The 18,665-nt window shown below is 65.6% G+C and carries 9 protein-coding genes; 2 read left to right on the top strand and 7 right to left on the bottom strand.

Features of this window, described 5'->3' with window-relative positions; genetic code table 11:
• Positions 1 to 381 precede the first annotated feature (381 nt).
• From ABVN73_RS27715 to ABVN73_RS27725, 3 genes are all read right to left on the bottom strand, one after another.
• Positions 382 to 3,246, bottom strand: a complete 2,865-nt coding sequence (locus tag ABVN73_RS27715) for a DUF4347 domain-containing protein (RefSeq protein WP_353861972.1) — start codon at positions 3,244 to 3,246, stop codon at positions 382 to 384.
• A 409-nt stretch (positions 3,247 to 3,655) separates the two neighbouring features.
• The gene (locus ABVN73_RS27720) at positions 3,656 to 4,504 is read right to left on the bottom strand and encodes a molybdenum storage protein subunit alpha (protein WP_353861973.1); all 849 of its coding nucleotides are present in this window, start codon (positions 4,502 to 4,504) and stop codon (positions 3,656 to 3,658) included.
• 13 nt (positions 4,505 to 4,517) lie between these two features.
• The gene (locus ABVN73_RS27725; protein ID WP_353861974.1) at positions 4,518 to 5,330 is read right to left on the bottom strand and encodes a uridine kinase; all 813 of its coding nucleotides are present in this window, start codon (positions 5,328 to 5,330) and stop codon (positions 4,518 to 4,520) included.
• Between the two features lie 502 nt (positions 5,331 to 5,832).
• Between ABVN73_RS27725 and ABVN73_RS27730 the strand changes: the two genes are divergently transcribed.
• Positions 5,833 to 5,985 (top strand): hypothetical protein, encoded by a 153-nt coding sequence (locus ABVN73_RS27730; RefSeq protein ID WP_353861975.1) that lies wholly within the window; start codon positions 5,833 to 5,835, stop codon positions 5,983 to 5,985.
• 24 nt (positions 5,986 to 6,009) lie between these two features.
• On the opposite strand, the gene ABVN73_RS27735 is transcribed toward ABVN73_RS27730, so the two are convergent.
• Genes ABVN73_RS27735 through ABVN73_RS27750 form a run of 4 tightly spaced genes read right to left on the bottom strand, consistent with a single transcriptional unit; the run spans position 6,010 to position 12,817 of the window.
• Entirely contained in the window at positions 6,010 to 8,427 is a 2,418-nt protein-coding gene (locus ABVN73_RS27735; RefSeq protein WP_353861976.1) for an HAD family hydrolase, read from the bottom strand.
• Positions 8,418 to 9,821 (bottom strand): glycosyltransferase, encoded by a 1,404-nt coding sequence (locus ABVN73_RS27740; RefSeq protein ID WP_353861977.1) that lies wholly within the window; start codon positions 9,819 to 9,821, stop codon positions 8,418 to 8,420. The genes ABVN73_RS27735 and ABVN73_RS27740 overlap by 10 nt, the downstream gene beginning before the upstream one ends.
• On the bottom strand, positions 9,818 to 11,194 hold the full coding sequence (locus ABVN73_RS27745) for a glycosyltransferase (RefSeq protein ID WP_353861978.1): 1,377 nt from the start codon (positions 11,192 to 11,194) through the stop codon (positions 9,818 to 9,820). Before ABVN73_RS27745 ends, ABVN73_RS27740 begins: the two co-directional genes overlap by 4 nt.
• A gap of 60 nt (positions 11,195 to 11,254) precedes the next feature.
• A complete protein-coding gene (locus ABVN73_RS27750) occupies positions 11,255 to 12,817 on the bottom strand; it encodes a hypothetical protein (protein ID WP_353861979.1) in 1,563 nt (520 codons plus the stop codon).
• 631 nt (positions 12,818 to 13,448) lie between these two features.
• On the opposite strand from ABVN73_RS27750, the gene ABVN73_RS27755 reads away from it, so the two are divergent.
• On the top strand, positions 13,449 to 18,608 hold the full coding sequence (locus ABVN73_RS27755) for an FG-GAP-like repeat-containing protein (RefSeq protein ID WP_353861980.1): 5,160 nt from the start codon (positions 13,449 to 13,451) through the stop codon (positions 18,606 to 18,608).
• Positions 18,609 to 18,665 lie beyond the last annotated feature (57 nt).

Below are 18,665 nucleotides of genomic sequence, written 5' to 3' on the forward strand. Positions count from 1 at the left end.
TCGCTGGGCGCCCGGTCGCATCGTTCACGGATACGGGGTAGCGCGACACCCATTCACATGCGCCTTCGGAGATGCATCCTGCAATTGCCCAAGAAGAAATAACACATCGTCATGATGTGATCTTGCTTGATGCGTTATCTTGCTTGATAACAGCAAAATCATTATTCATATGATCGGGGAGTGTTCTACGAAGTTCAGGTGGGTTGCTTATCCATCAAGAGAGGGCTGAGGAAAACACGGCGATTCCAATCGGCAATTTCGAGGGATCCCTTCCCGAAACGGACTGCTCCCGCCCGACGGACCGATCGGCCGAGCCTCCCAAAAAAAGAGCCGGCCCGGGGCGAGGTTTCCCCGGGCCGGCGCTGTTCAGACGGTGTCAGGTCACAGGGTGATGAAGGCGATGTAGTTCTGGTCGCCCACCGTCCCGGTGGTCACGCTCATCGCGCCCACGGTCTTGCCGGTGAAGGTCATGCTGGCGTCGATGGTGCCGTTGCCGTCGAGGTCGCAGCGGACCGTGGCGCCCTTGTAGCCCTCGGCGCCGCCCATCTCCTCCCAGGAGAGTTTCGAAACGCCCTCCTTGTAGCCCCACAGGGTCGACCATTCGCCCTGCTCCAGGTCGGTGACGGTGGACCAGGTGATCTGGCCGCCCCGGCCGTCGACGAAGAAGGTGTCCTTGCCCGACCCGCCGATCAGCCAGTTGGAGCCCGCGCCGCCATCCAGCACGTCGTCGCCGGCCCCGCCCCACGCCGCGTCGTCGCCGCCCAGCAGGTTCATGAAGTCGTTGCCGTCCGATCCGCCCAGCACCTCGCCGCGGGCGTCGCCCAGGAAGCTCCATTGCAGGTTGGAGACCGGGCCGTCGTAGGCGTAGGCCTTCACGTCCTCGGTCACGCCGTCCACCGTCCGCTGCATGGCGGCGAAGGGACGGTTGTCCACCGGCGGCTCCGTCGTCGGCGGCGTCGTGGTCGGCGGTTCGGTGGTGGGCGGGGTCGTGACCGGCGGGGTGGTGACGGGCGGCTCCGTCGTCGGCGGGGTCGAGGGCGTTCCGCTCAGGGTGATCCCGCTGCCGCTGACCTGGAACTGGTCCGCCGTGAAGCCCCCGGCGAAGCGCAGTGTGACGTCGGCGCCCGCCGTGGCGTCGGTGCCGATGTGCAGCAGGGTGACGCCGTTCACCGTTTCCGCTTGGACCTGCCCGGCGGTGAGCTGGCTGCCGTTGCCGGCGGTGACCGCGCCGGCCATCGCCGTGCCGGTGATGGTGAAGACGTCGCCGCCGGTGGCCCCGGTGATGCCGGCGGTGAAGCCGTTGGCCTGGGCCACGGTCATCGTCACCGTGTGGCGCAGGCTGCCGGTCAGTTCCAGCCTTTCCACGCTGGTCAGGGTCATGCCGGAGATGTCGATCTGCGGCGTCGCCGTGGTGATCTTGTTTTCCGGATCGGCGATGTTGTCGGAACTGACGCGCAGCGTGTCGGTGCCGTCGCCGCCGTCGTAGTTGACCGTGCCGGCATCGCTCTGCGCGGCGATGATGAAGGTGTCGTTGCCGGCCCCGCCCTGGATGACGTCGGCCTCCGGCAGGGGATCATGCGCGCCGCTGTAGAAGACGTCGTCGCCGTCGCCGCCGATCATCGTGTCGACGCCCCAGTCGCCGATCAGCGTGTCATTGCCGGTGCCGCCGTCGAGCATGTCGTTGCCGCCGCCGCCGGCCAGCAGATCGTTGCCGTCCTCGCCGTACAGCATGTCGTCGTCGGCCCGCCCGAAGGCCCGGTCGTCGCCGCCGCCACCATAGATCGTGTCGTTGCCGATGCCGCTTTCCATCGTGTCGTTGCCGGCGCCGCCGATCTCGACGTCGTTGCCGCCGTGGCCCCAGAACCAGACGCCGTTGTCGTTGCCGACCAGCCGGTCGTCGAATTCGCTGCCGATCCAGCGCTCGATGTTGGTGAAGGTGTCGCCCGCGGCGTCGCCCGTGCTGTTCGCCGGGTTGCGCAGATCCAGAACGATGCCCGCGGTGGCGTTCGCGTAGGTCACCTCGTCGAAGCCGTCGCCGCCGTCGAACACGTCGGCCCCGGCGCCGCCCTCCATGGTGTCGTGGCCGATGCCGCCGATCAGCGTGTCGTTGCCGTCGCCGCCGTACATCAGGTCGTTGCCCTGGCCGCCGTCCATGCTGTCGTCGCCGGCGCCCCCGTACATGGTGTCGGTATCCCCTTCACCGAACAGGGTGTCGTTGCCGGCGCCGCCGTCGAGCATGTCGTTGCCCCAGCCGCCGTAGATCAGGTCGTTGCCGTCCTCGCCATAGAGCACGTCGTTGTCGGCGCGGCTGTAGATCCGGTCATCCCCGGCCCCGCCGTAGACGGTGTCGTTGCCGTCGCCGCTCTCCATCGTGTCGTTGCCGGCGCCGCCGATCTCCACGTCGTCGCCCGCATGGCCCCAGAACCACACCGGGTCGTTGCCGGCCACCATGGTGTCGGCGAAGTTGGAGCCGATCCAGCGCTCGATTCCGGTGAAGGTGTCGCCCGCGGCGTCGCCCGTGCTGTTCGCCGGATTGCCGATGTCGATGACCATGCCGGAGGTGGCGTTCTCGTAGGTGACGATGTCGAAGCCATCGCCGCCGTCGAACACGTCGGCTCCGGCCCCACCGTCCATGGTGTCGTGCCCCAGGCCGCCGATCAGCGTGTCATTGCCGCCGTTGCCGATCAGAACGTCGTTGCCGATGCCGCCGTCCAGGAGATCGGCGGCATCGTCGCTGCTCAGCGTGTCGTTTCCATCGGTCGCGGTGCCGGTCACCGCCAGGACATGCTGCCAGCTCTCGGCCCCGGCGAACGGAGAGGTTGCCGTCACCGGCGCGGTCCGCACGTCAAGCTCCCAGGAAGCGCCTTGCGCCGCGGGACCCACCGGACCCGAGGAGGCGGCGACCGTGGCGCCGGTCGCCGCGGCCAACCGGTCGATGAACCGGCGGCCGGCCTCGCCGGCGGCGGCATGACAGGCGTGGAGATGAATTTCGGTGCCCTGCGCATCGGGCCAGGAACGGTCGGCCAGGGACCGCGCGTCCAGAGGATGGGCGCCGAGCAGCAGGCTTCCCGGCTTTCCGTGAGCGACCAGATGCACGGCGGATGGCCGCTGTGCGAGAACCCCGGCCAGGACCGTATGGGCGTCGTCGGTGGCGGAAACGAGCGTGACCTGAACGTCGGGACGGCAACGGGTGAGCAGCCCGGCGAGATCGTCGATCCCGGCGTCCGCGATGATGACTTCGTTCAAGGGAACTCTCCGTGGATTTCGTTGTGATCGTTGGGGCGTCCTGTCACTTCCTTCACAGGAAAATCGTAGGGCGGCCCCTATCACATGATTTCACACAGCATATTCCTGCAATGCCCTAATAAGAAATAACTCATGCTAAGCTGTAGGACTGACAGATATATGGATATGATTTCAATAGTAGCAATTTGTTCAGTCAGATGACGGTTATTAATTTAATCCGACAAGAGGAAGAGTGATCCCGGAAGAGGCTGACGCGATCGATAGGATTAACCTGTCCTCGCGAAGGGCATCCGGTGGATGCTCCGTCCGGCCCGGTCATGATGGAAAAACGACAGGCCCCGAGGGCCGGCGCGGCTCATTCCCGCGCCGGCCCTCGGGGCCTTGGTCTGCGGCCGGTCGGAGACGCCGCTCAGGCCGCCTGGGCGCCCGTTCGGATGATGGTGCCGACATGCCCGCCGCGCAGCGCGGCGGTCAGGCGGCCCGGAACCAGCCCGTTCACGACTTGCACGCGCTCCAGGTGACGGGCGTTCGCCATCACCTCCAGCAGCGCGCCGTCCAGCGGCAGCGTGCCGCCCCGCTTCGCCAACTCGGCGGCGGTGGTCTCGTGCAGCAACTCCGCCGCGCCGCCCTCGGGGCCATTCGGGTCGGCGGTGTAAATGCCGTCCACATCCTCCACGATGGTCAGCCCGGCGGCGCCCAGCGCGTCGGCCAGCAGGAAGGCCCCGGTGTCGGCCCGGTGCTGCGGAATGCGCGAGCCGGGGAACTCGTGGTGGTGGTAGGGCGGGAAGGCGCTCCCCACCACCGCGCGGGCGGCCGACAGATGGACCGCGAGCTGGTTCGCGATGGTCCCGTGCTCGACGTAGGACACGCCGTCGGGCGAGAGCAGCGAGGCCAGGATGTGGCCGTTCTGCCCGGCCTCGGTCGCGGCGAGCGGGGCGAGCGAGCCGACCGGCAGGCCGAGATCCAGCCCGACGCTGTAGAGATGGCGGGCGCGGATGCCGGCGCCGGTCAGGATCAGCAGTCGGTGTTCGGGAAGAACGCTCCGAATCTCCTCGACGATCGGCAGGATCGCCTCGTGGCCGCGGTCCATGATCGACCGCCCGCCGATCTTCACGACTTGGAGCCAGGGCAGCAGGCGGATCGGGCGGACGCCGGCGACCGGGGTGGTCAGGCTGCCGTCGAGAAGGGTCTGGCGCGCGAGCGGCGAGGCCACATGCTTGATGCTGTTGGCATGCTTCTTGTGCTGGGTGTCGGGCATGGCGTGTGGTCCTTCAGCACGCGGTGATGATGGTGCCGACATGCTCGCCGGCGAGCGCGCGGGTCAGGTTGCCGGGGACGAGGCCGTTGATGACCTGCACCTCGCGTACGTGGCGGGCGTTCTTCAGCAGGTCGAGCACCGGGAATTCCAGGATCGAGTCCTGGAGCCCCTTCGCCTTCATCTCGTCCACCGAGATTTTGGGGATGAAGGTGGTGTTCTTGGACGTCTTCGGGTTTCCGGTGTAGAGCCCGTTCTCGTCCTTCACGTAGATCATCGCCTTGCAGCCGAACTGTTCGGCCACCAGGAAACAGCCGGCGTCGGTGCGGTAGGGCGGAATGACGCCCTCGGCGGCGGGGCGCATCCACAGCTTGTAGGGCGGCATGCCGCTGAAGACGACGGCGTTCACTTCGGCCAGGAATAACGGTACCGATGACAAGCCGGCGCCGTCCACCGCGGAGATGCCGTGCTTGGCGAGGAGTTGGCCGAGCATCGCGGCGTTCTGGTCGGCGACCGAGCCGCCGAGCTGGGAGAGCAAGCCGGCCGGCAGGTTGAGCCCCGCCGCGATCGAGTAGAGGTGGCGGGCGCGGGTGCCCGCGCCGGTCCCGATCAGCAGCTTGTGTTCCTTACGGGCGGCGACGATCTCGTCGACCAGCGGGTAGACGGCCGCGCGGCCGCGGTCGATGACGCTCTGCCCACCGATCTTGAGCACCGTCGCGTTCGGTAGGATGCGGAAGTCCGCCGCGGCGTCCGCCGCCTCCAGAAGCTGCGCGTCGGTCAGCGACCGCTGCATGAGGAGCGTTTCAAGCTCCGCTGTCGTGTTGGACATGAAAGTCCCTTTCATTGATGAACGGCATTCGATGGCTTGTGAATTGATCTAGAAAACCGCAAAATACTTACAATATTTCAAATACTCTCTTAAGAAAAAGGCGAATGTTTGCAATCGCAAAATATCTTCATTTATGCACCACCATCATGAAGCAAATAATCAATTTATATTGTTCATAAAAATTTTTGTCAATCCTGCGTGTATAGTAAATATCTCGGGTTGCGTTGTAAAGCTATGCTTTATAACGTGATTTTCAGGATGTCTTTGCTGAATCTGCCTTTGGAAATGGCGTTGTGCCCATAAAGCCGTCAGATAGACTGTGGAAAATCGAGGCGACGTGAAACGCATGCCGCCTGTTTCGGGGAACGACCCGACCAAACACGACGGCATCCACGTGCCGTTACCCCGGGATGATGGAGGGACCGTCCCCTATCCGGTGATCGGTGGCCGTTGAGCCGGAGGGACGATCGCTTTGGCCGTTCGCCGGCGAGGCTGTGTGAGAATGGGTTTCCTCTCGGGAAACCGCGCATCCTTCAGCCGTCTGCGGGAATTCGGACACGGCGGCTGTGCCCACCGGCACAACGCCATCGCCTTCGCCGCCCAGGACAACAGCGATCCGCGCACCAGCCGGCAGCGCCGCACGCTGGAACACTGACGCCCCGATGGGACGGGGGGACGGTCAGGAGAGGCGGTCGGAGCGGAAGCTTGCGCCGTCGTACCACCAGCAGCGCAACGCCTGGCCATCCTCCCGCCTGTTCTTCCGCAACGCGGCGAGAATAGCCTGACCGTAGCCGACACTGGCCACGACGATGTCGCGGCAATCCTGCCCGGCGGCTTCCACCAGACTCAACTCCATACCATCGCCGACCCCATCGTCCGTCACCAGAAGGTCGGCGTATCCGACGCATTCGATCCCGGCCTCGCGGGCAACGTCGAGAAAGGCCGGCCCCATGCCTCCCTTTCCACCGGCGGCGCAGAGAATGAACCGGTCGATGCCGGCGCTTCGGACGAGATGAACGAGTTGGCGGCAGATGGTCCTGTGCCCGAACCCGCCCTGTGCGCCGTCGATCATCTCCTCGACATGCCCGGCCCGGGCCAAGGCCAGTGTCCCTTGCGGCCATGGCACGTCGGACGGCCGCGTCTGCAGCGCCAAACTCAGCCACAGCGCGGGAGGGGCGGCGGCGCAGACCGACTCAAGCGCCTGATGGGCCGCATCGTCGCACAGCGGCCTGATGATCGGCGATCCATTGTTGACGTCGAAGGTGAGCCGCCCGATCCGCCGCGCCTCCTCTTCGGTCGGCAGATGCACCGCCCTGTACAGGATGCCGAGGAGGGAGTCGGGGGCGACCTCGGCATCCCAGGCGCTGCCCGCGCCGGCAAGCCGCGCCCACTGCTCACGGTAGTCGAAGATTCCGCTTCGGCAGGCGCGCAAGGCCCTCCGCTGGGCATCGCTGAGTTGGGCCGGCGAAACGACCGGGACGACCCGGCCGTCCGCGTTCCGGTGATAGCCGGCTGTCGTCTCGGCCTCGCCGTTCAGGAGCAGTTCCAGGAACTGCGGACTGCGATAGACGACCGTTGCCCGTTCGAGCGCCCTCGCGGTCAAAGGCATGTGTGTTCGCAGGCTGATGCCCTGCGCCATCCGGTGGAGCGCTTCCGGAGTGGCGTAGAAGATGTATCCGTGGAAATCGTATCGGGCTTTCAGCTCCGGTATCCGGGCCAACCGCTCGAACATCGACCCCCGCGCGCCGATGTCCACCAGAGCCACCGGGCCGGCATCGGCGAGCTGCTCCTCCAGGTAGGCGATGAGATCGCCGCGCGCCTGGCGCGCCCTGGCGAGGATGCGGTCCTGTGTCGTTTCCCCCAGCAGGAACAAGCGGAGCGCCCGATACCCCTCCGCGTTTTCTCCGAACTCGGCACCCAGCAGGTCCACCAGGGGAACGTCGCCATGGATCCGAAGCGCTTCCGGCAGCGGGCCGAGATCGAGCATGGCCGCCGCGTCCCGCACCGTCAGATAGATTTCGGCCCCCAACTGGCGGAATTCCGCCTCGCCGAACGCGGTCAGGGATGGCAGGTAAAGCGCTGCGCGCGACACCGCCAAGGGCGTGACTTCCACATCGATGCCGAGCCTTCCGGCTTCCATCACCATCAGCTGGCCCAGCAACTCCCCTTCGCGCATCAACGGCGCGATGCGGCGGATTCCGCGGGCCGCCGCATCGCGCACGACCCAATTCGCGTAATGAACGGCAATCGGCCCGATGACGGTCGCACCGTAGCCGTGCCAGAAACGGTCCTCGGGCTCCGTCTCCACCGCGCCGCGTGCGGCAAGGCCACGCGACGCCGCCAGCGGCCCGCATGACCGATAGCCAAGCAACGTCTCGCGCCGCAGCATCTCGACCAGCCGCTCCGAAGGCGCGTAATGCAGCGGCTGGATGCCTGCGGCCGTGGCTCCCGCCTTGTCCGTGACCGGGTTGTCCCCGATGTGAAGGACGCGCGCGGGGGGCAGGCCGGGGCGGTCGGCCAGCATCATCCGGAACAGGGCGCCGCCAGCTTTCGACGCGCCGTGTTCGCAGGAGACATACAGACGCTCGTAGTCCCGGCCCGCCGCAATGCCGGCCGAGTCGAGCAGATTCCGGATGTCCCGTGCTTCCAGATACATGTCGGAGACGAGAACGACGGGCATTCCCCGCCGGCGCAGGTCCCGCAGGAAGTCGGCCAGGATGGGATTGGCGACCACCGTTTCCCGTTCGGCTTCCCGCTCCAGCCGTTCCAGGGCCGCGCGGTCGACGCCGGGCATGCCGAGTTGCTGGTAGATGTCGGTCAGGCGGATCTCGCCTCGGGCCGCGCCCCTGGCTTGTTGGCGGGCCTGTGCTTCGGCCCGCCGGCGCAGGATGACGAAGGCGTCGTCCGTGATCGACGGATCCAGCAGGGCTGCGGCCCGCGCGGCTTGCGCCACCCGTTCGAAGACCGCCTCCGGCGGCCCGCATCGACGCAGCAGGAGCGTGTCGAAAACGTCGAGGGAGATCAGGTCGAACGCCGACGGATCGAGATGGGTCAGGGCGGCATCCTGGCGCCACAGGCTGTATCCGTTCATCGGCATGGACCCCAGCCCTTTGGAACGTTGTAGGGATCGAGCAGGCGGGACCTGGAAACACCGGCTGCGGCGATATCCGCCGCCAAGCGGGCCCGTGCCCAGGGATCGACCGGCGCCAGCAGGATCGTTCCGGTTCCGTGCACCGCTTCATCCAACGTGACCCGGGGACCCGGCAGGGCCGCCGTCGGCAGGTCCGCCACCTGGACGATGCGGCCGGCCGCCGCCAGCGGCCGCAGGCCCGGCTCGATGGCCGCGGCGATGTCGAGCGCGGGCGCCCCTCCGGCCACCAGCACCGGTGCGGACGCCGCATTGCCCAGCAGCGCGCCGGCCAGCCGGCTGTGGTCGTTGCTTCCCGGCCCTGCCGCGCGCCGGCTGTGCTTCCACTGGCGATGGGCGACGAACAACTCGCCCATGAAGCGCGGCACGTAGCCGGCGATGCTGTAGTCGCGCTTCCATCGCAACCATCCGTTCAGGGCGATCTGCCGCTGTTCGTCCTTGTTCCTCAGATAATAGTCGATGATGTCCGGCAGATCGGCGGATGAATCGCACACGACGATTTCCTTGCCGGCTTCGAAGAGGCGCGATGCGAACGGCGCGTTGTCGCAAATCTGCATGACCCCGTTGGCGGGCAGCTGGAACAGGCGGATGTTGCAGGGGCCGATGGACCGGTGGAGATTGATGCCGATCTGCGTGTTCCGGTAGAGCGGCAGAAGCTGACCGTCGGGCAGCCGACCGTTTGGCCAGTGGCTGCCGAAAAAGGCACCGCTCGGGAAGCGGGACGCGAGGGCCAGCAGCCGGTCGCGCCGCTCCGGCCAAAGCGTGCCGACGAAGGTGACGCCTTGCCGGCGGTCGCCCGTCAGCACGTCGGCTTCGGTCAGCGTGTCGTCGTACGCGTCGGAGGGAGGAACCAGCGGTATCCAGCGCACATCCGTCCGCCCCCAGGAGCGGTACAGGTCCAGGCATGCCAGATTGCTGGTGTAGACCAGATCATAGCCGTCGACCAGGAAGCGGGAGGCCTCGTCCGTGTCTTCCGGATCATCGCCGAACACCAGAACCGTCATGCAGTCCAGTGAGCGCAGGAACTCCGGGTGAAGAAGCCAGCCGCCCGTGTTGTAGACGCAGTCGTACTCCGATGCGACCTTGGCGAAGCGCTCGTATATCTCCAGAAGCTCGCGTTTTCCGGAACGCCAAGCCGCATCCAACTCGGAGAAGGGGCGGTCCGGTATCTGCCCGAACCGCAGCGGTTCAAGGTGATAGCCGATCTCTATCCTGCCGAACAACGGATGATCCAAAGCCCGCGGCCAGTGCGGCTTGATCTCGGTCGCTTGATCGGGAATGAAGGATGCCAGGAGTATTCGCATTTTTTCTTCTGGGTAAAGACGCACCGCGTCCTTCGTCATCCCTGGAACTGGGCATTGAAGCGGCTACCGTAGGGATCGACCAGACGTTTGCGGGATATTCCCTGGTCGACCATGGCATAGCTGATCTGGGCCCGCAATGCCGTGGCCGATGGCGTCAACACGATCGGGAAGTCCTCGTCGGAGAGCCGGGCCGGCGGGTGGATCAGCGCGCCGCCCTCGACCTCACCGCACCGATAGGAATCGTACAGGCGGATGCGGCCTTTGGCCACCAGCGTGCGCAGCAGGGGCTCCATCGTCGCGGCCCGCCGCCAATCGGACCCGACCCCGAACATCGCCACCGTTCCGGCGACGGCGTGATTCATCAGGCAGCGGATCAGATCCGCGGTCCCGACGTCCAGGCGCCGGTCGCCGGGCAGGGCTCCGCCGCCGCCACGCCGCATCACGCAAATCCGTTCCATCAGGCGGCGCATGCCCGGTTCGAAGGAATAATCCCGGTGCCAACGGTCCCATCCGCCGGCCGCTATGGACCGCCGTTCCTCGTCATGCGCCAGGTAGTAAGCGATGAGATCGCCGATGTCGTCGGTGGAATCGACGGCCACGACCTCTTTCCCCGGCTCGAAAATCTCGGCAAGGAGCGGCGCGTTGTCGCAGATCTGCATGACGCCGTTGCCTGGGAGCTGAAAGGTGCGCAGGTTGACCGGGCCGATCGAGCGATGCAGGTTGACGCCGATCTTGGTGCGCCGGTAAAGCGGCAGCAACTCGTCCGTCGGCAGCATGCCCGTCGGCCAGTCCTGCCCATGGAACCGCCCTTGCGGAAAGCGCTTGGACAAGGCCAGCAGCGGAGAGCGGCCGGTGTTCCAGAGAGACCCGATGAAGGAAAGGTCGACGTCGCGCGGCCCCTCCAACACGTCGCGGCCGCCCCCCCAGCGGCGCGACGTGGCGCCAGGCCATCCGAGGATCGGCGCCCATTGGGCGTCGGGACGCCCCCAGGACCGGTACAAATCCAGGCAGCCGCGGTTGTTGGTGAAGACGGCATCGTACCCGGATACCAGATGTTGGGTTCCCACAATGTCGGAATCGTCGGGATCGTCGGCGAAGATCGACACGGTGAAGCAGGGCAGGAAGCGGGTGAACTCCGGGTGGAGGCCCCAGCCCGCCCAATTGATGAGGACGTCGTGCTCGCCGGCTGCCATGGCGATCCGCTCGTACAGCCGCATCAGGGCGGGATCGCCACGCCTCCAGTTCTGGTCAAGCCTCTCCCATGATGGATAGGGACAGGTGTCCGGCTCCTGATTGATCGCAAGGGGGGAAAACTCCCACCGACCGAAGATTTCGTGCTCGATCGGATCGGGAACCTCCTCGATCGTCGCATCGGTCGGCCTCGGCTGTAGGCAGAGCATGAGAATGCGCATGGGAAATGCCAGTCGTTAGTAATAATTTTACGGCAAGAAAAGCAGTTTTGTTTTGGGCAATTAGAACGATCGTCCGTAGTTGTAGAGAGACGAGCGCCAAGCCGAAGTCATGATATTGATGTACTCGACTTCCTCAGCCTCCTTAGGCCAACCCGACCTCTCCGCCTCCAGGTGAATGGTGGCTATCTTGCTGTCCGGTACGCCGAGCCGATGCAGCTCGGAGAGGAACGTGGCTTCATTCTGATGCGATATGAGGATGTAATCCACATCGGACAACGCATCGGATGCACCCTGCTCGGGGGCGAGCAGCGTGTGACCGTTGAACCGCGATCCCGGTTTTGCCTTCTGGTCCAGGATCGCTGCGATCTGGATGTCGTTCCGGCTTTCCAGAACATCCAGAATCGCCTTCGTCTGGTCGCCGAGCGGATAAACACAGATACGTCCCGGCTTGAGCCGGTTCGCCGCGGCGCGGCGGGCGACCATGATCTTGCGCGCGAAATCCTGGGCCGAGTAGGGGTAGGGCACCCTGGCGAAGAAATCGCGGTCGCGATCGGTCAGCGTCAGGCATCGCTGCGGCGGCGTGAACACGCCGATATAGGACAGGAAATCGATTTCGGGCGAAAGCTTCCGGTCTCCCGGTTCGCCGAGCGCAAGAATGTCGAGGGCATCGAAGGAGGCCGGTCCTTCGCCGAACAGCGGGATGTCGTTGGAGAGGTCGTTGAAGGCGGGTGGCACCTCGTTCTCTTCCAGCAGAAAAGCAGAGAACAGGCGGTTGGCCACCGGCTTGAAGCCCGCCTCAATGAAGGCGCGCTTCACGTCGGCATGGTTCGTTTCCTGCTCCCAGCCAATCGCGCCGTACAGGACCATCCCGATCGGCGAACCGCTCAACATGTCGCGGGCGGCCCGCGCCGTGTAGCGAAGGGCATCGCTTGTCATCTCGCACAACACGGCGTTCGAGACGACGACATCGGCCTTCAGGCGCCGCGTCTTGCGCAGGGCCAGATACTCCCACCAGGGGATATGGTTGACCTGAAACCGGCCGGGATCCTCCGGGGGACCGTTCTCCGCCCACTCATGAAGGCGGTCGCCGGCCAGCCCCCTCAGAAAACGGTTCTGCCAGAGATAGAAGCCTTGCGTGATGTCCGTGGACGCGTATCGCTGGCCGGCGGCCACCAGAAGAGCGCCCAGATAGCCGCTTCCAGGACCGATTTCGAAGACGGACACGCCCGGCTGCCCGAAGGCGCCGGTGGCGGCCATGATGATCCGGAACAGGCCGATCTGAGCCAGAAGGCCATTGATGGGGCGTCGCTCCTGGCCTATCCGCGACCGCACCAGTTCCGCCGCCTGATCCGAAACACGCCGGATCAGATCTGCTTCGGCTGACGTGAATGATGTCAGAGTTGCAGTTGTTTGTGAGAAGAAATCACGAACAAAATAGGCATAACAGTCTTCTGTGACGCCGTAAAAATCGAAATATCTGTAAATCTCTTCTTCATGTGTGACGCGAGTTGGAAATCCCCATCGATCAAAGGCAATGGGAGAAAAAGCTCTTATTTCAATATGAGATAGATTAATTTTTTCTTTTTTCTCGCGCGAATCGTACAATTCAACAGTCAAATCCATCTAAAACCTCCACTTTTCTTGAAAATTTTTCGAATGGTCGCGCGTTGGATATGGGGAAAAAAAGTGTATGGCCGGATGGTTAAGAATTCATTTTTGTCGCAGAAACTCCAGAATGGCGTCGGCAATCCTGCCTACAATTTCCGACGCTTGATCTGGTTTGAGAGGCATATTGCTCCCTTGCAGCGCAAAAGCCTCCGCATATTTCCGCTTTCTCGGGCAAAATCGCGACGTCAGAGCCTAGAAATTGCGATCTTCAAGTTCGCATGGCCTCACTCTCGCCACCAACCAGCAATGAAACTCGGCTTGCCGGGGTGTTCCCGTGCCGGCGGCGAAGGCTTCGGCGGCCGGGATGCCGCAGGACAGTGCATCGGTGAGGTAAATTCAGAATGGAGAATGAACCGTTGGCCGGGACCGCGTTGGCCGATGGCGAAGCGCGGATGCGCGAAAAGGTTGACTGCGTGTTGTCTATTCCCATCAAGCGCCGTTCACACTTCGAAGTGCCGCCAAAAAGGGAAGGAAATTTATTATTGCCTGCGGAATCAGCCTCTCCGCCCTTCCAAATCGCAACCATGTAGGGTAGCATCCGGCGATTTTTGCCAATTCGTTGTGACTCATTGCCGGTAGGAAAGCCATGGCCAACATCGTCGGAACGCCTGACAACGATTTGCTCTTCGGGGGTGATGGTAACGACACCCTGGATGGCGGCCTTGGCAATGACACGCTCGATGGGGGCGCCGGCGCCGACCTTCTTCTCGGTGGCCTCGGCGCGGACGTCCTGATCGGCGGCGCCGGCGCCGACAGCCTGTACGGCGGCGACGGCGACGATGTTCTCGAAGGGGGCGCCGGCGGTGACATCCTCTACGGCGGCGCCGGTAACGACACCTTCCGTTTCACCACCGCGTCCGACTTCTCCTACGATTCCATCATCGACTTCCAGGTCGGCGACCGGCTCGACCTGTCGGCGCTCGGGTCGCAGTACATCGGCACGAACGCCTTCACCGGCACCTCCCTGAATCCGGGTTCGCCCCAGGTCCGTCTGGATGGGCTCAACGGCAACATCCAGGTCGATGTGAACGGCGACGGCTACGCGGACACATGGCTTTACCTCGGAAGCCGGCTGGCCCTGGTGGAGGAAACGCCGGGATCGCGGATTTTCACGTCGGCCAACCGGCTGGTGACCGGCACCGCCGGGAACGACAGCCTGAAGGGCGGGGCGGGCTACGACACGCTGGATGGCGGCGCCGGCGCGGACACCCTCCAGGCGGCGGGTCCCGCCGATCTGCTGCTGGGCGGTCTGGGCGCGGACGTCCTGATCGGCGGGGCCGGTGCGGACAGCCTGTACGGCGGCGACGGCGACGATGTGCTGGAAGGCGGGGGCGGCCCGGACATCCTATCCGGCGGCGCCGGCAACGACACCTTCCGCTTCCACTCCCTGGCCGACATGGCCGGCGACAGCATCATCGACTTCCAGGCCGGCGACCGGATCGACCTGTCCGCGCTCGGCGCCCAGTTCGTCTCGACCTTCACCGGCAGCATCCAGAACCCCGGCCCCGCGCAGATCGCCTTCCGCGACACCAACGGCAGCCGGTACTTTCTGCTGGACGCGAACGGCGACGGGATCACGGACGGCTGGTTCAATCTGGGGCGCCACACGGTCAGCGAGGAAACCCCCGGTTCCCGCATCTTCATCACCCATGACCGCTACGTCACCGGCACCGACGGGAACGACCTTCTGACCGGCGGCGTCGGCCAGGACACGTTGGATGGCGGGGCCGGCAGCGACACGCTGGACGGCGGTGCCGGCGAGAACCTCCTGCTGGGCGGTCTCGGCGCCGATCTCCTGCTGGGCGGTGCCGGTTCGGACAGCCTGTACGGCGGCGATGGCGACGACGCGCTGAGCGGCGGCGCCGGGGCCGATCTGCTGCACGGCGGGGCCGGCAACGACACCTTCTGGTTCGGATCCGTCGAGGAAATGGCCGGCGACGTCATCGCCGATTTCCAGATCGGCGACCGGCTCGACTTCTCGGCGCTGGGCGCGCAGTTCGTCGGTTCGGGCTTCTTCACCGGCACGACGCAGAACCGGGGGCCGGCGCAAGCCCGGGTGGACGTGCTCACCGGAACCATCCACCTCGATCTCGACGGCAACGGGGTGTCGGACCAGTGGGTTTCCCTCGGCTCTCCCCATGCCCTTGAGGAGACGGCTCCGGGGTCGAAGATCTACGCGTCGCTGAACCGCTTCCTGACCGGCACGGACGGGAACGATCAACTGACCGGCAGCGCCGGTTACGACACGCTGGACGGCGGGGCGGGCAACGACACGCTGGACGGCGGCGCCGGCAACGACATCCTGATGGGTGGTCTGGGCGCCGATCTGCTGATCGGCGGTGCCGGTTCGGACAGCCTGTACGGCGGCGACGGCGACGATGTGCTCGATGGCGGCGCCGGTCCCGATGTCCTGATCGGCGGAAACGGCAACGACACCTTCCGCTTCTCCTCCGTCACGGACATGGCCGGCGACCGGGTCGACTTCCAGGTCGGCGACCGGCTCGACTTCTCCGCCCTTGGCGCGCAGTTCCTCGGCACAAACGCCTTCACCGGATCGACCCAGTCTCCGGGACAGGCGCAGGCGCGGCTGGACGCGCTCTCCGGAACCATCATCATCGATTTGGACGGCAACGGAACCGCCGATTCGATGATTTCCTTGAACGGCCGCCACATTCTGGCGGAGGAAACCCCCGGCTCGAAGGTGTATGTCTCCCTGAACCGCACCGTCACGGGGACGGACGGGGCGGACAGCCTGACTGGCGGTGTGGGCGTGGACAGCCTGTACGGCGGCGGCGGCGGCGACACGCTGGTCGCCGGCAACGCCGGCAACGTGCTGTCCGGCGGGCTCGGAGCGGACGCGCTGATCGGCGGGGCCGGTTCGGACAGCCTGTATGGCGGTGAGGGCAATGACGTCCTGCTCGGCGGCGACGGCAACGACTATCTCAGCGGCGACGAGGGCGATGACATCCTGGAGGGCGGCGCGGGACGTGACACGCTGTATGGCGGGGCCGGCAACGACACCTTCCGCTATTCCAGCGTTGCCGACATGGTCGGCGACAGCATCTACGACTTCCAGATCGGCGACCGGCTCGATGTGTCGGCGTTCAAGTCGCAGTTCATCGGCACCGGCGCCTTCACCGGAACCGTCCAGAATCCGGGATTGGCGCAGGTTCGGCTGGACAGCATGATCGGCTCGCTCCAGATCGATTCGAACGGCGACGGCATCACCGATTCGACGATCTATCTTCGCAATCTGGTCGAAGAAACACCCGGTTCGGGAATCTACGTCGCAGCGCAGACCTCGACGGGCGGCAGCGGGAACGACACGCTGACCGGCACCGGCGGCAACGATTACCTCTATGGCGGCGACGGCGACGATTCGGTGTCCGGCGGGGACGGCAACGACACGCTGTATGGCGGCAACAGCTACAGTGTCCCGGGCGCTGCGCCCACCGACGGCAACGACACGCTGGATGGCGGGTCGGGCAACGACTACCTGTATGGCGGCTCCGGCAACGACCTTCTGAGCGGCGGGGCCGGCAACGACTATCTGGATGGCGGGGCCGGCGACGACGTGCTGATCGGCGGGGCCGGCAACGACACGCTGAACGGTGGGGCCGGCAACGACACCTTCCGCTATCTCAGCGTTGCCGACATGGTCGGCGACAGCATCACCAACTTCCAGGGCGGCGACCGGCTTGACCTGTCGGCGCTCGGGTCGCACTTCATCGGCACGGCCGCTTTCACCGCCACCGGTCAGGCCCAGGCGCGGCTCGACACGATGATTGGGGCCATCGCGGTGGATGGCAACGGGGACGGCAGCGCCGACTCGTTCCTGTACATCTCCAATGCCGCGTATCTGGTGGAAGAGACACCCGGATCGGGCATCTATATGCTGCCGGGCGCCTACACCACCGGCACCGACGGGGCCGACAGCCTGACCGCCGGGACCGGTTTCGACACTCTGGACGGCGGGGCCGGCAACGACACGCTGACCGCCGGCGCGCGGAGCGTCATGCTGATCGGCGGCGACGGGGACGACAGCCTGGTCGGCGGGGCCGGCAACGACAATCTGATCGGCGGAGCCGGCAACGACACGCTGATCGGCGGCGTCACCGGCGCCGATACGCTGGACGGTGGGGCCGGCGACGACCTGCTGATCGGCGGGGCTTGGTCCGACGTCCTGTATGGCGGGGCCGGCAACGACACCTTCCGCTTCGACTCCCTGAACGACGTCAGCTACGACACGATCATGGATTTCCAGGACGGCGACCGGCTCGATCTCTCCGCCCTGAACCTCCAGTTCATCGGAACCGGCAACTTCACGGGCACCTCCCAGAATCCGGGGGCCGCCCAGGTCCGTTATATCAACAACTACTCGCAGACCGTTCTCTACATCGACAGCAACGGCGACGGTTTCTCCGACACTTCGATCTATCTGTATTCCGGCCAGTCCGGCTCCATGCCGAGCCTGATGGAGACGTCGCCGGGGTCGGGCATCCTGCGCAACGTGGCGGTTCCGACCAGCGGAGCCGATTCCCTCGTCGGCGGATCGGGCAACGACGTCATCAACGCGCTTGCCGGCAACGATTCGATCGACGGCGGGCTCGGGAACGACACCATCGACGGCGGTGACGGGATCGACCTCTTCATTGCCGGCGGGAACGCGTCCAGCGTCCGCGTCCTGCGGAACGGGAGCGGTTACCGGGTGGTCGGCCCGAACGGCACCGACACCCTGACCAACGTCGAGTACATCCTGTACGCCGACAACTCCTACCAGCTCCTGTCCGAAGCGGTGAAGCCGCGCCCTGTCCAGAGCACCGACTTCGACGGCGACGGGCTGACCGACATCCTGCTGAGGAACGGCACCACCGGCGATCTGGCCCTTTGGCGGATGAACGGCTTCGGCGTGGCGGGCAATTCCGGCATGATCCCGTCCATCTCTGGCGGGAACTGGCAGATCCAGGGAACAGGCGACTTCAACGGCGACGGCAAGACCGACATCCTGTGGCGGCAGACCACCACCGGCGACATCGGCCTGTGGACGATGGACGGCAACGCCGTCCAGTCCGCCGCGTTGGTGGGAAGCAGTCTTGACCCGCGGTGGAGCGCGGTGGCGACGGGCGACTTCACCGGCGACGGCAAGACCGACATCCTGTGGCGCAACAGCGAGACCACCGAGGTCGGGCTGTGGGAGATGAACGGGACGACGGTGACCCGCGCCGCGGCCTTCGGGTCGATCCCGTCGGAGTGGGTGGCGGTGGGGGCCGCCGACCTGACCGGCGACGGCAAGGCCGACATCGTCTGGCAGAACACCCAGACCACCGCGACCGGCTTGTGGGAGATGGACGGCACCACGGTGGTGCGCACCGGCCTGATCAGCGCCGGCAGCGATCCGGCTTGGCAGATCGGCGGTCTGGCCGACCTGGACGGCAACGGCAAGGCCGACCTGGTCTGGCGCAACCGCGTCACCCAGCAGGTCGGTCTGTGGAAGATGGACGGCTTCACCGCATTGGAGGCGCGGCTGCTCAACGCCATTCCCAACGAGTGGGCGATCGAGGGCACCGGCGACTATGACGGCGACGGGCGCGACGACATCCTGTGGCGCAACGGCCTGGACGGCACCATCGCCGCCTGGCGCTCCGTCGACCAGAACGGTGCCATCGGCGCCGATCCCAAGGTCATCGCCAGCACGGTGGGCTGGTCCACCGTGCCCACGGCCGGAACCCTGGCCGGCGCCGGCTGACGCGGTCTCGTCCGGCTTCCTTGTGACGAACCGGCGGCGCCCGATGTCCTTCATCGG

The sequence above is a fragment of the Azospirillum formosense genome (genome assembly GCF_040500525.1).
GTDB classification, from domain to species: domain Bacteria; phylum Pseudomonadota; class Alphaproteobacteria; order Azospirillales; family Azospirillaceae; genus Azospirillum; species Azospirillum formosense_A.